The 13,856-nt window shown below is 72.4% G+C and carries 10 protein-coding genes; 1 reads left to right on the top strand and 9 read right to left on the bottom strand.

Annotated features, from left to right (window positions below):
- Window positions 1-3 precede the first annotated feature (3 nt).
- On the top strand, window positions 4-993 hold the full coding sequence (locus ABME02_RS11730; RefSeq protein ID WP_353815514.1) for an asparaginase: 990 nt from the start codon (window positions 4-6) through the stop codon (window positions 991-993).
- Window positions 994-1,093: 100 nt separating this feature from the next.
- Here ABME02_RS11730 and ABME02_RS11725 read toward each other — a convergent pair whose 3' ends face one another.
- The 9 genes from ABME02_RS11725 to ABME02_RS11685 all read right to left on the bottom strand — a co-directional run bounded on the left by ABME02_RS11725 (window position 1,094) and on the right by ABME02_RS11685 (window position 13,854).
- A complete protein-coding gene (locus tag ABME02_RS11725) occupies window positions 1,094-1,897 on the bottom strand; it encodes an ABC transporter permease (protein ID WP_353815603.1) in 804 nt (267 codons plus the stop codon).
- Between the two features lie 95 nt (window positions 1,898-1,992).
- Window positions 1,993-2,904 carry an ABC transporter permease gene (locus tag ABME02_RS11720; RefSeq protein WP_353815513.1) on the bottom strand — a complete coding sequence of 304 codons (912 nt, stop codon included), beginning with the start codon at window positions 2,902-2,904 and terminating at the stop codon, window positions 1,993-1,995.
- A gap of 3 nt (window positions 2,905-2,907) precedes the next feature.
- Window positions 2,908-4,107, bottom strand: coding sequence for an ABC transporter ATP-binding protein (locus ABME02_RS11715; RefSeq protein WP_353815512.1), 1,200 nt, complete (start codon window positions 4,105-4,107; stop codon window positions 2,908-2,910).
- On the bottom strand, window positions 4,107-5,324 hold the full coding sequence (locus tag ABME02_RS11710) for an ABC transporter substrate-binding protein (protein WP_353815511.1): 1,218 nt from the start codon (window positions 5,322-5,324) through the stop codon (window positions 4,107-4,109). Before ABME02_RS11710 ends, ABME02_RS11715 begins: the two co-directional genes overlap by 1 nt.
- Window positions 5,325-5,480: 156 nt before the next feature.
- A complete protein-coding gene (locus ABME02_RS11705; protein WP_353815510.1) occupies window positions 5,481-8,447 on the bottom strand; it encodes an FtsK/SpoIIIE domain-containing protein in 2,967 nt (988 codons plus the stop codon).
- Window positions 8,448-8,547: 100 nt separating this feature from the next.
- Window positions 8,548-9,006: an FHA domain-containing protein gene (locus tag ABME02_RS11700; RefSeq protein WP_353815509.1), complete on the bottom strand. Its 459-nt coding sequence runs from the start codon at window positions 9,004-9,006 to the stop codon at window positions 8,548-8,550.
- 146 nt (window positions 9,007-9,152) lie between these two features.
- Window positions 9,153-11,489, bottom strand: a complete 2,337-nt coding sequence (locus ABME02_RS11695) for a transglutaminase-like domain-containing protein (protein WP_353815508.1) — start codon at window positions 11,487-11,489, stop codon at window positions 9,153-9,155.
- The gene (locus ABME02_RS11690; protein WP_353815507.1) at window positions 11,486-12,886 is read right to left on the bottom strand and encodes a DUF58 domain-containing protein; all 1,401 of its coding nucleotides are present in this window, start codon (window positions 12,884-12,886) and stop codon (window positions 11,486-11,488) included. Before ABME02_RS11690 ends, ABME02_RS11695 begins: the two co-directional genes overlap by 4 nt.
- Window positions 12,883-13,854 carry an AAA family ATPase gene (locus ABME02_RS11685; protein ID WP_353815506.1) on the bottom strand — a complete coding sequence of 324 codons (972 nt, stop codon included), beginning with the start codon at window positions 13,852-13,854 and terminating at the stop codon, window positions 12,883-12,885. The genes ABME02_RS11690 and ABME02_RS11685 overlap by 4 nt, the downstream gene beginning before the upstream one ends.
- Between the last annotated feature and the right edge of the window lie 2 nt (window positions 13,855-13,856).

The following is a 13,856-nucleotide window of genomic DNA, read 5'->3' as shown; positions in this document are numbered from 1 at the left end:
CCCGTGGGCGAGACCTTCACGGCCTCGGCCGCAGCCCAGCTCGCCATCGTCGAGCGCGGCGGTTTCGTCGAGTCGCGCCACGTCGGCTCCGCCGTCGTCCTCGGACCCGAGGGCGAGGTCGTGCGCGAACTCGGCGACACCACTGCTCCGGTGATCCCCCGGTCGAGCATGAAGCCGTTCCAGGCGCTCGCGGTGATGACCTCGGGCGTCACCCTCCGGGGCGAGGACGCCGCGATCGCGTCCGCGAGCCACAGCGGCACCCCGCAGCACGTCGCGCTCGTGCGCGGGCTCCTCGCGCGAGCGGGGCTCCCCGCCTCGGCGCTGCGCTGTCCGGCCGAGTTCCCGACCGACCGTGCGTCCCGCGACGAGTTCGTCCGGAACGGCATGCGCCCCGAGTCCATCACGATGAACTGCTCGGGCAAGCACGCCGCGATGCTCCTCGCCTGCCACGCCAACGGCTGGCCGATCGACGACTACCTCGATCTCGACCACCCGTTGCAGAAGCGCATCCTCGACGTGTTCGAGCGCCTCACCGGCGAGCGCCCGGCGGCGACCGTGATCGACGGCTGCGGCGCGCCGGTCCACGCGGTCGGACTCACCGCGCTCGCGCGCGGCGTGCAGAAGGTCGCGTCCTCGTCGACGTCGTCGCCCTTCGCGCTGTTCCGCGAAGGGGCCGCGCTCACCGAGGGCGTGCGCGCGAACGGGTGGGCGATCGCGGGGCCCGGGCGACCCGACACCATCGCGATCGACCGCCTCGGCGTCTTCTCCAAGTTCGGGGCAGAGGGCGTCCAGGTCATGACGGCCGCCGACGGCACGACCGTCGCCCTCAAGATGCTCGACGGCTCGCCCCGCGCCTCGGTGATCGTCGCGGCGCGGCTGCTCGTCGGGGCCGGTGCGCTCGAGGCGTCCGCCGTGGACGGGCTCGAGCCCGAGCTCGGGCTGGACGTGCTCGGCGGCGGACGCGTCGTCGGCCGCATCCGCGCCACGGTCTAGCGCGCTCCCGGCACCCGCACCGAGCCCGGTCCCGACGCCCGCGCCGATACGAGAGGCCGCGACCCCTCGGGCGTCGCGGCCTCATCGTATCGGTGTGCGATCAGCCCATCTGGGCGGCGAGTCGCTTGGCGCGAGCCGCACGCGACACCTGCGCGATGACCACGATCGCGAGTGCGACGAGGAACACCGCCGATGCGATCACGTTCGCCTCAGCCGGGATGCCGCGCGAGGCCGAGATGTAGATGTACTTCGGGAACGTCGTCACCGAACCGGAGTTGAAGTTCGTGATGATGAAGTCGTCGAAGCTCAGCGCGAACGACAGCAGGGCCGCCGCCATGATGCCGGGCGTCAGCAGCGGGAACGTGATGCGCCAGAACACCTCGCGCGGCGAGCCGTAGAGGTCGCGCCCCGCCTCCTCGAGCGCGGGATCGAGGCTGGCCACGCGAGCCTTGACCGTGACCACCACGAAGCTGATGCAGAACATCGTGTGGGCGAGGATGATCGTCAGCATGTCCTTCGGGACGCCGACCGCGAGGAACTGCGCCGCGAGTCCCGCACCGAGGACCACCTCGGGCGTGGCCATCGGCAGGAACAGCAGGAGGCTGATCGACGAGCGAGCCCGGAAGCGGTACCGGACGAGCGCGATGGCGATCATCGTGCCGAGCGTCGTCGCGACGACCGTCGAGACGAGGCCGATGACGATGCTGTTGCCGAACGCCTCGCACACCGCGCCGCCCTCGACGTTGCACACGTTCAACCACTTGTCGAAGGTGAACCCGCGCCACGCGATGTTCGACTTCAGCGAGTCGTTGAACGAGAACACGAAGGTGTACGCGATCGGGATCAGCAGGAAGATGAACGCGAGGACGACGTAGACCGGAAGGAGCCAGTCGCCGAGCCCGATCCGGCGTCGACGCGGTCGCTGGGGTCCGCGCCGGTCCTCGAGCTCCTCGCTCTCGGTGAGGCCGCCGAGGACGGCCGCCGCCTGGACTTCGCCGCTCACAGCAGGTCCTCCGTTCCGGATCGCTTCACGTAGACGCCGACGAGCACGAGGATCGCCGCCATCAGGATGATCGAGAGCGCCGCGGCCGCCGGGTAGTTCAGCAGCACGAGGAAGTTCGCCTCGATCACGTTGCCCATCATCTGCGTGTCCGGACCTCCGAGGAAGTCGCGGCTCGCGTTGACGTAGTCACCGGCCGCGGGGATGAAGGTGAGCAGCGTGCCCGCGACGATGCCGGGCATCGACAGCGGGATGGTGACCTTGCGGAACACCGTGAACGAGTTCGCGTACAGGTCGCTGCCGGCCTCGAGGTACCGCGTGTCGAGCCGCTCGAGCGCCGTGTAGAGCGGCAGCGTCATGAAGGGGATGAAGTTGTACGTCAGGCCGAAGACGACCGCGAACGGCGTACCGGCGAAGTAGGCGTCGGGGGCCAGGAGCGAGAGCGCCTTGAGCGAGGTGATGATCAGCGACTCGTCCGACAGGATCTGCTTCCATGCGAGCGTGCGCAGCAGGAAGCTGATGAAGAACGGGGCGATGACGAGCACGAGCAGCAGGCTCTGCAGCAACGGCCGCCGCCGCGCCTTCACGCCGATGAAGTACGCGATCGGGTAGCTGAAGAGGAGCGCGAACACCGTGGCGAGCAGGGCGTAGCCGAATGAGCGCAGGATGTGCGGCCAGTAGTCCTGGATGACGGCGACGTAGTTCTGCCAGTTGAAGGCGTAGTCGTACACTCCGATGTCGCCGAACTCGCTGGGTGCCTGCAACGAGGTCAGGATCAGCGAGATCAGCGGCGTGATGAAGAACAGGACGAGGTAGAGGATGCCCGGCAACAGGAGGAGGAGCGCGATCGGGCTCTTCCTCCGCGTCGCCTGGGGCTGTGCCTCCGTCGTCGCGAACGCTGCGAAGGCCATGGCTCAGCTGCCCTCGAGCTCCGTGATGAGCGCCTCCCGGCGCTGCACCGCGATGGACTGCGTGTCGGCGTCGGCGGGGAAGCGCGACGACTCGTCGGGCTCGTCGGAGAGCCCGAAGCCGTGCTCCACGTCCCAGCTGAGCCAGACCTCGGAGCCCTCGTGGGCGACGGGCCCGAAGGTCATGTTCTGCGCGAAGACCGACATCGTCCCGACGCCCGGCACCGCGACGATGTACTCCGTGCTGACGCCGGCGAAGGAGACGTCGATGACCCGGCCGGGGCCGAGCAGGTTGCGCCCCGCGACCTCCTCGGGCTGCTCCGCGTGGAGCGTGACCTTCTCGGGTCGGACGCCGACCGTGACGAGTCCCTGGTGGCGCTGCGCACGGGCGGTGGCGACCGTGATGCGGTGGCCGCCCGCGTCGACCGTGATCGCCGTGTCGGTCGTGCCGACGACGTCGCCGGTGAACAGGTTCGACTTGCCGAGGAAGTTCGCGACGAACGCCGTGCGGGGCAGCTCGTAGAGCTCCTCCGGCGCGCCCATCTGCTCGATCGCGCCCTTGTTCATGACCGCGACCGTGTCGGCCATGGTCATGGCCTCCTCCTGGTCGTGCGTGACGTGCAGGAAGGTCAGGCCGACCTCCTCCTGGATCGTCTTCAGCTCGAGCTGCATCTGGCGACGCAGCTTGAGGTCGAGGGCGCCCAGCGGCTCGTCGAGCAGGAGCAGCGCGGGTCGGTTCACGATGGCGCGGGCGAGTGCGACGCGCTGCTGCTGCCCGCCCGAGAGCTGCGCCGGGCGCCGCTGCGCCAGGTGGTCGAGTTCGACCAGCTTCAGCGCCTCGTGCGCCTTGGTCTCGGCGTCCCCGATGCGGCGGCGCTTCAACCCGAACGCGACGTTGTCGATGATCGACATGTGCGGGAACAGGGCGTAGCTCTGGAACACCGTGTTCACGGGGCGCTGGTGCGCCTTCGTGTCGGTGACGTCCTTCCCGCCGATGAGGATGCGGCCCGCAGTGGGCTCCTCGAGGCCGGCGACGAGCCGCAGCGTCGTCGTCTTGCCGCAGCCGGACGGGCCGAGCAGTGCGAAGAACGACCCGGCCGGGATGGTCAGGTCGAGCTCCTCGATCGCCGTGAAGCCCGGGAACCGCTTCTGGATGCCGACCAGCTCGAGGTCGGCGCCGCTCTCGGCGAACTCGCGGATCGACATCACGAACCCAGGAGGATCTGCTGGAACTGCGTCTGGTACTTCTGCTCCTCGGCGCCCGAGAGCGCGCGGAAGATGAACGCGTTCGAGAGCGTCTCCTCGTTCGGGAAGATCAGCTGGTTCTCGGCGAGCTCGGGGTCGATCGCGACGGCGGCCTCCTGAGCCCCGACGACGGGCGTGATGTAGTTCACCCACGCGGCGACCTCGGCGGCGACCTCGGGCTCGTAGTAGTAGTTGATCAGCGTCTCGGCGTTCGTCTTGCGCGGCGAGCCGATCGGGATCAGGAAGTTGTCGTTCCAGAGCGTTCCGCCGGCCGTGGGGATGGCGAACTGCCACTTGTCGCCGGCCTCCGCGTTCAGGACCGTGATGTCGCCCGACCAGCAGATGGCGGCGAGCGTGTCCTCGCTCTTGAGGTCCTCGAGGTACGAGTTGCCCTTGATGTTGCGGATCTGGCCGTTCGCGACCTGCTCGTCGAGGATCTCGATCGCGGCGTCGAACTCGGCGTCGCCCCAGTCGGGGCTCGCGATGTCCACGCCGTTCTGGAGCATGATGAGCCCCATCGTGTCGCGCATCTCGGAGAGCACGCCGACGCGGCCCTTGAGCTCGGAGTTCCAGAGGTCCTCGACCGTCTCGAGGCCGCCGGGCACCTTCTCGGTGTTCCAGCAGATGCCGGCGAAGCCGCCCTGCCACGGGAGGGAGTGGGCGCGGCCCTCGTCGAAGCTGGGATTCGCGAGCGCGGGCGCCAGGTTGGCGATGTTCGGGATGTTGCCGTGATCGAGCTCCTGGGTGTAGCCGAGGCGGATCCAGCGCGAGACCATCCAGTCGGTGAGGCACACCGTGTCGGCGCCGATGTCCTGCCCGAGCGCGAGCTGGTCCTTGACCTTGCCGTAGTACGTGTTGTTGTCGTCGACGGCGACGTCGTAGTTGACCTCGATGCCCGTCTCCTCGGTGAACCGGACGAGCGTGGGGTAGTTGCCGTCGTCGTCCTCGTCGATGTACGCGGCCCAGTTGGCCCAGTTGAGGGTCTTGTCGGTGTCCGAGACGTCGGCCGCTGCGGTCGGGCGCGCCTGGCCGCCACCGGTCGAGCACGCCGCGAGCGCGAGCGCGGAGGCACCGGCTCCGGCGCCCGCGAGCAGGCCGCGGCGAGTCAGCTGCGCCTGGCGGGCCTGCGCGACGAGGGCGCGGACGATGGGGTCCTGGGGAAGGGGACGGCTGCTCACGAGGTCTCCAATCGACATGCATGCGCGTGCAGGGGTGCGAAGATACTGACACACTGCGTGGCGGAACGCAGCAGATTATGTCCAAATCGTAACTTTCTGCGAACATCACGCACGGAATCAGTGTCTTGACCGGCACAGGACGGATGGAATCCGTCGTCACACGGGTGGCCATGCCGCGCGTTCCGTCGTGCGGTCGGCACGGACGCGCCAGCACTGGTCGCGATCGACGTCGAGGAGGGGCGGGAGCTCGGCGTCGCGGAGCAGCGCACGCAGCTCGGAACCTCCCCCGTGGACGAGGAGTTCCGCCCGCGCCCGGGCCGCAGCCGCGAGGCTCCAATTGGCCGCCCACGCGTCGGCGTCGCCGAGGACCACGACGCCAGCGCCGCCCGCCTCGATCGAGGAGAGGGCTCGCCGCGCGGCGTCCGGTCCGTCGGCCAGTCGGACGAGCTCCATCCCCGGAGCCACCCGGCCGATCGAATCCGCATCCGCGCCCGGTCGTGCCGAGGCGACGGCGACGGGTCGGGCGGCGTCCAGGCGGAATGGCGCGGCCTCGACCCGTGGAGCGGGATCCGTCCGACGATCCGCGCGGAGGAACTGGGCGGCGCGCCCGCGCCATTGACCGGCGCCGGGCGGCGCTTCTCCCCGATGCAGGTGGCCGTCGCCGCCCGCGTGCACGAGATCGGCGCGGCTCGGGTGACGCAGCAGCACCTGGGTGGCCGCGACGTCGCGGCCCGCCGAACCGAGCGCCGCAACCCGGCCCGCCGCGAGCGCGATCGCCGGCCCGGCACCTCGGCCCGCGCGCATGAGCTCGTCGAGCGCGTCGAGCGCGGCGAGCCGGTGCTCGTCCGGCCAGCCCGCGAGCTTCAGGTCGACGTCGTCGACCAGGACGAGTCGCGGCGCATGCGTGCGCGCATCGGCGTCGAGCCGGACGCCGGCCCCTCTCCGGAGGATCGCGAGCCCGTCCCATATCGCGCTGCGCGGCCCCTCGAGCCGCAGCACCGCGGCCGGGCCGTGCCGACGTGCGACCTGGGTCGCGAGCGCCTCCAGCAGGGCGGTGCGCCCGGACCCGGGCGCACCGAGCACCACGAGCGGGCCGTCGACCTCGGGGTTCCAGGTCACGGCGATCCGGCGTTGGGCCGCGGGTTCGTCCGCGGCACCGAGCAGCAGCTCGGCCGATCCGGCCCGTTCGTCCCGGCGAGGCGCACCCGCGCCCGCGCCCGCACCCCCACCCGCACCGAGCACCGCGTCGACGTCGTCGAGGTCGATGCTCGGCGGGAGCGGATCGAGCCACGGCCGGCGCGGCCGAGCGGCGTCGGCGTGACGGGCGGCGATGCCGGCGATCAGCTCCCGGTCGGCGCGCGCGGAATGGAACTCGACCGCTCGTCCGTCGCCGGGGTCGAGCAGCGCGCGCCCGGGCCGGCCGGGATCGAGCCGGGCGGCGCCGTCCACGCCGAGCACCGCGACGCTGTCCGCGCGGTCGAGGACGCGCAGGGAGACCCGGATGCCGCAGTTCGCGCTCACCTGCTCGCGGACGATGCCGTTCGGACGTTGCGATGCGAGGATGAGGTGCACTCCCAGCGATCGGCCACGGGACGCGACGTCCGCCACCACGGCGCCGAGCTGGCCGAAGCGCTCGATCATCGCCTGGAACTCGTCGACCACCACCACCAGGCGCGGCAGGGTCACCTCGCCGGGCAGGTCGACGATGCCGCGGGCGCCCGACGTGGACAGCACCCGCTCGCGGTGGCGCAGTTCCGCGCGGATGCTCTCGACGGCCCGAGCCGCCTCGTCCTCGTCGAGGTCGGTGACGAGGCCCGCCACGTGCGGGAGCCCGCGCACGGGCTCGAACGCCGCTCCGCCCTTGAAGTCGACGAGCAGGAACGCCACCCGATCCGGCGCGTAGCGCGCGGCCATGGCCGCGATCCACGTGACGAGCAGCTCGCTCTTCCCGCTGCCCGAGGTCCCCGCGACGAGGGCGTGCGGGCCGCGGACGAGATCGATCGCGACCGGCCCGCCGGCGCCGACGCCGACCGTCGCCGCGAGGCTCGCCCGGTCCGCCGCGGCCCCCGCCGGAGGCGGCAGCTCGCCGAGCCCGATCGAGTCGGGGAGCGCCGCCCGACCCGACGCGACGCCCGCGCGGTCGGCGATCCGCGCGAGTCGATGCGCGGCGCTCCGGGCCTCCGCCTCGGAGAGGAGCTCCGGTTCGATCGCACGTGCCTCGGTGCCGGTCACGTGGACGAGCGCATGTCGAGACGCCGTCACCTCGACGACGGTGCGTACGCCGGGCGGGAGCGACACCGCATCGCGTGCGATCGCGATCGCGATCTCGACCTCGACGGCGCCGTCGCCTCGGGCCTCCGTTGGGATCGGATGGGCGACGGCGTCGGAGGCGTCGGGTTCGGCCTCCTCCTCGACCAGGCGGAGGACGGCGGCGTCCGGGGTGGCCGCGCGGTGCGGAAGGGCGGCGAGCCAGTGCCACGACGGTGGCCCGACGACGCGACACGTCGACGGGTCGGTCGCTTCCGCGACCTGCACGATCGCCGCACGAGCCGAGGCGCGCGCGAGCGCGAGCTCGCCGACGAACCCGACGCCCCCTTCGAGCGCGACGCGCACCGGTGCCTCGGCGAGCACGGCGGCCTCCGCGACGAGCCGGAGCGCCTCGGGATCCTCGCCCGGCGCCCCCTCGATCGACACGCGACTCGCGACCGCTCCGGACCCGACGACGATCGCCTCGGGGAGCCCGGGCGACCAGGCCGGGGCACGGCGGGTCAGTGCTCGAGCAGCCGGCGTGCGACGCCACGCCCGGGCGCGCTCGAGGTCGTGACGCCGCGCCACCTCCGAGCGGAGCCGGCCGAGCTGCTCCTCGCGATCGACGAGTTGCCTCCGACGAGTGCGTCGCGCGGTCCGTCGCGCGTCGAGCACGGCGGCGACGGCCACGAGCGGGCCGAGTGCGGCGAACGCGAGCGAGACGACCGAGCCCGTGATCGCCCAGATCACCACCGCACCGAGGACCGGTGCGGCCGTCGCCAACCACGGGAACGGCGGGCGCGGCGGCTCCGGCAGGAGGGGCGGCACGTGGAGTGCCGGCAGGGCGTCGAGGCTCGGCCCGGCGGCATCCGTCATGCAGCGAGCAGACCAGACGCCGGCATCGATCCGCAGGTCGTGCGGGCGACGCACGGATGTCCCGGTCGTCTGGCCGGCCGTGGAGGACGGGTCGCCGGACTCAGGCGACGACGAACGCCTGTTCGCCGATCTCCACGCGACTGCCCCGTGGCACGAGCACGCGACGGCCCGGCTCGCATCGGACGCCGCCCTCCCCGGGGCGCCGCACGACGGTGCCGTTCGCCGAGAATCGATCGGCGACCCAGAGGCCGCCATCGTGCTCGCCGAACTCGAGGTGGGTCTTCGACACGGACAGGCCCCGATCCACGATCTGCACGAGGTGGTCGAACGACTCCCCCGGCTCCGCCAGCGGTCGGCGACCGACGAGGCCGCTGCCCTGGATCGTCACGACCTCGCCCGTGGTGAAGGTCAGGACGAAACGGGCGGATGCCGCATCCGCGGGTCCGGGTGCCGCCGGCTCGGCCGCTGACGTCGTCTCCGCCTCCGCACCGGGGCCGACGACCTCGACGGGCTCGGCGGTCGCGCCGTGCGCCGTCTCGCCGAGCGGAACGCTCAGCACACCCGAATCGGACCGATGGATGACGTACGTGTCTCCCGGCCGGGGGTCGAGCGGACGCCGCGACTCGGGCGTCGCGGACGTCGAGCTTCCGCACTCGCCGCAGAACATCGCCCCCTCGGGCAACGTCGCACCGCAGATCCGGCAGTTCACGTCCCGGCTCCCTTCCGCGAGCCAGCGTACCCGCCGAGCGACCCGAGCGAGACGCGCGCTCGTGCGCGTTCGAGCCAGGATCGCGGCTCGTCCATGCCGCGCTGCAGTTCGGCCACGGCGGCCCAGACCCGTTCGTCGTCGCCGTCGCCCGGACCATCGGGCCCGAACACGGCCCGATCCACGACCGACGCGAGCACCGCCGGCCCGAGGCCGCCGACCACGGCCGCCTGCTCGGCGCGTGTGGCACTCTCCGCCATCGGGTAGCCGTGATCGGTCGCCTGGTCGGCGAACTCCTCCCATCCGCCCTCGATGCGTTCCTCGAGGGTCGGCGCGCGTCTGCGCAGTCGGCGCCGACGGGCCTTCGCCGCGATGACCGCGAGGAACGGACTCGCGAGGAGGGCGAGGGCGGCGAGCACGATGCCGCCGACGCGGAGCACGGCGAGGACTGCGTCGATCCACGCGTCGCCACGATCCGGATCCTCGGACCCCGAGTCCGGCTCGGCCGCGAGGTCGTCGACGGGCGTCGGGTCCTCCGGGGGCGGCAGCGCGGACTGCGGCCGGGAGACCACCGTCGGCTCATCGGGCTGCCGCTCGGGGATCGGCCGCACCTCCGGGTTCGGGTCGACCGCGACCCACCCACCGTCCTCGGCCTGGACCTCGATCCACGCCTGCAGGTCGGCGCTGCGGAAGACCACGTCACCGCCGGCGTCGCCGGCGGCCTCCCCGTCGCGCGGGAGGTAGCCGACGACGACGCGCGTCGGGAAGCCGATCGAGCGCGCGAGCACGGCCGCCGCGACGGCGTACTGCTCGCCGTCGCCGACCATCGGCTTCGCGGTCGCGAGCTCCGCGAGCCGGTCGAGGGCGTGACCGGACCGACTGGCCACCTCATCCTCGCCGATGCCGTGGCTGACGTATCCCTCGCGGTGGAACCCCTCGATGAGGCCCGCGAGCCGCACGCCCGGCTCGTCGGATGATCGCGTCCAACGGTCGAGCAGCCTGAGCAGTGCGTCGGGCGGGTCCGGGGAATCGGGCAGGACCGCGCCGCCCGGCCGGAGCTCGGCGAGGTCGACGGGTTCGATCCACGCGATCGAGTCGGCCGTGTACCGGTCGTCGCGATCGAGGCCGGACCGGACGCCCGCCGTGCCGGTCACGTCGTTGTAGGCGAATCCGTCCTCGAGTGCGCCGGCCCGCTCCCCTCCGAAGGCGATGCGCTCGAGCTGGCCGATGCCCGGCACCCAGACGTCGTCGTACCCGAGCACGTCGACGTCGAGGCGGACCGCCTCGCCCGGCGTCGCGGACTGGTCGAGCCGGTAGGGCAGCCGCGAGAACTGCCCGGATGCGCCGGAACGATCGCTGTCCCCGACCGAGTAGACGATGCCGTCGTAGGTGTCGAGCGTGGCGATCCGCAGTCCGGCGCCGGCCGGAAGGCCCCCGACGCGGAGCATCTCGTCCTCGGCGACCTCGGGCGCGAACGCCGACCTGAACGCCGCGAGCGGACTGTCGTAGTCGTTCGGCTCGAACGGGGGTCGCAGCTCCGCGCGGACCACGTCGCGGGGTCCGGTCGGGAGCACGAGCGTCGCCGCGGTCGCTCCCACGAGGGCGAGGGCGGCGACGATCGTCGCGCCGATGATCCGCCGCACGTCGGCCAGCGTGGACTCGCCGGAGTGCTCGACGACGGCTCGCCGGCGCTCCGCGATGCCGACGCGCACGAGCCACGCGATGGCGGCGACGAGGAATGCGACGCCCGCCTCGAACGCCACCTCGTCGTGCACGACGCCGAGCACGACGCCGACCACGAGCAGCAGCGCGGGCGGGAGCAGCGCCGTCGACGGGCGGCGCGTGCGCAGCGCGATCGTGACGGCGACCGCCGTCACGATCAGGCCGAGCAGGAACGGCGGGACGAGCAGTGTCTGGTACGAGCCGACCGGGACGGAGATCGTCACGAGCTGCTTCCAGGACAGCGCGACCGCGGCCACGAGTTCGACGAGTCCTTCGGCGGTCGGCAGGACGTCGGCGTAGGCGCTCGACGGCACCGCCACGGGCACGCCGAGCACGAGGTAGGCCGCCGCGATCGCAGACGCGACCGCCCAGGACGGCCAGGTCCAGACGGCGCCGGCGAAGCCGATCGCCGCTCCGGCGACGATCGCCACGCCCGCTGCGTACACGAAGGCCGGGCTCTCGTAGATCGGCCACCACGGAAGCATCGACGTCGCCACGACCGCCATGACCAAGGTCGTGCTCACGATCGCGGAACCGAGGCTCGCACCCGCGACGAGCAGGCGCGTCCGCCGCCGCACGGAACTCGTGCGGGGCGCCCCCTGGGACGTGCTCATGCGACCGATGCCGTCCTCGCGAGCATCGCGGTGAGGTCCTCGAGGTAGCCGATGCCGTAGACCGACAGGCCGCCGACCGAGCGCGCGGTCGCCTCGCCCTCGGCGGAGCACCGCACCGCGACGGACTCGATACCGAGCGGGAGTCGCGAGGCGGCCTGCCGCAGTTCGGCGACGCTGCGCGAGCCGCCGGTGACGACGAAGGCGAGGGACACGCCCGACACCGACTCCGCCGCTGCGCGAGCGGTGTCCGCGAGGCCCGCGGCGTGGTCGTCGGCCTCGACCACGCAGAGCGCGTCGAGCAGCCGGTCGCGTGACGCGGTGGGGAGTTCCCCGACGGCCGGCTGCCGCCGCCTGGGGGCGCCGGTGCCACCTCCCGGAACCGCCGACCCGGGTCCGCGTCGGCTCGCCGGCTCCCCTCGCGTTCCGGGCTCGCGCCGGGGGCGCTCCCGCTCCGAGACCACGAACGCGAGGCTTCGGGCGTCGCGGATCGCGCGAGCACCGATCGACGCCGCGACGCTCACCGCGAGCTCGAAGTCCTCCTCGTCCTCGTACGCGTCCGCCGCGAGGTCGAGCAGCACCATCAGACGACTGCGTCGGGTCTCCTCGAACTGCCGGACCATGAACGTGCCGGTCTTCGCCGAGCTCCGCCAGTGGATGTACCGGCGATCGTCGCCCGGCTGGTACTCGCGCAGCGCGTGGAAGGCGATGTCGCTCGCCGTGAGGTCCCGGGTGGGCGAGCCCTCGAGGTCTCGGAGGAAGCCGGTGCTGAGCGCGGACACCGCGATGGTGCGCGGATGCACGTGCAGCATCCGCACGTCGGACCACACGATCTCGCGCCGCATCAGCCCGACCGGGTCGGCGCGCACGGTGCGAACGGGGCCGACCTCGACGACGCCACGCCGCTCGGTCGGGATCGGCACGCGTTCGTCCAGCGTCCCGCCCCGCGGAAGGGCGGGCACGAATCGGGAGACGACCTTCCGCCCCACCGGGAGCTCGATCCGCGCACCGGAGAAGCGCCGGCGCCCGGGGTTGTGCGCGACGAGGCGCGCCTCGGCCGTCTCTCCGACCGCCACCCGGGGCACGGGCAGCGTGAGGTCGATGGCGCCCGCGCCGCGACCGACGAGCCAGGCGGAAGCGAGCACGAGCACGAGCACCGCACCCCACCCGACGAGCGCGAGCTCGAGCCATCCGAACCCGTAGCCGAGGACCAGGGAGACGACGGCCGCTCCGAGCACGCCCCACCCGAGTGGGGTGACGACGCTCCGGCCCGCGCGCGTCCACCGCTCGACGACGGACGCCGCCCGCCGGACCGCGACGACCGCGCGCGCGATCGTCACCGCGAGGAAGCCCTGCTTCGCAGCCTCCTCCGGGATGGACGTGCGGGTCTGGAAGGTCACCCGGCCTGCCTCGCTGAGGGCGGCGGCGTCTCGATCAGCACCTGGGCGATCATGTTCGACGCCGTCACGCCGTCGAACTCCGCCTCGGGGTCGAGGATCAGGCGGTGCGCGAGGACGGGCTCGGCGAGCGCCTTCACGTCGTCGGGCACGACGTAGTGCCGTCCGCGCCCCGCGGCGTGCGTCTTCGCCGCCCGCACGAGGGAGAGGGCACCGCGGACGCTCACGCCGAGGCGGACCTCGGTCGCGCTGCGCGTCGCATCGACCAGGCGCGACACGTAGTCGTTGATGGTCGGGTCGACGTACACGGTGCGGGCAAGGGCGGCCATCTCCACGATCTGCTCCGCATCGAGGCGCGGCTCGACCCGATGGTCGTGCGCTCGCTGGTCGGTGCCCTCGAGGATCCGGATCGTCGACGCGTGGTCCGGGTACCCGATGGAGGTCCGCATGAGGAAGCGGTCGAGCTGTGCCTCGGGCAGCCGATAGGTGCCCGCCTGCTCGACCGGGTTCTGCGTCGCGATGACCATGAACGGCCGGCCGACGACGTGGGTCTGCCCGTCGACCGTGACCTGGCCCTCCTCCATCACCTCGAGGAGCGCCGACTGCGTCTTCGGGCTCGCGCGGTTGATCTCGTCGGCCAGCACGATGTTCGCGAACACGGGACCCGGATGGAACTCGAAGGCTCCCGACCGCTGGTCGTAGACCGAGACGCCGGTGATGTCCCCGGGCAGCAGGTCGGGTGTGAACTGCACGCGGTTGCTGGACCCCGCCACCGACTGCGCCATCGCGCGTGCGAGCGACGTCTTCCCGGTGCCCGGGACGTCCTCGAGGAGGAGATGGCCCTCGCTGAGCAACGCGGTGAAGGCGAGGCGGATGACGCGGTTCTTGCCGAGCAGGATCTCCTCGACGGCTCCGACGAGCTCGTCGAGGTTCGACGCGAAGCGGGTGGCGTCCTCGGGGGTCATGGTCATGC

The sequence above is a fragment of the Agromyces zhanjiangensis genome, assembly GCF_040496055.1.
GTDB lineage: Bacteria > Actinomycetota > Actinomycetes > Actinomycetales > Microbacteriaceae > Agromyces > Agromyces zhanjiangensis.
This window is presented reverse-complemented; position numbering and strand designations above follow the sequence as displayed.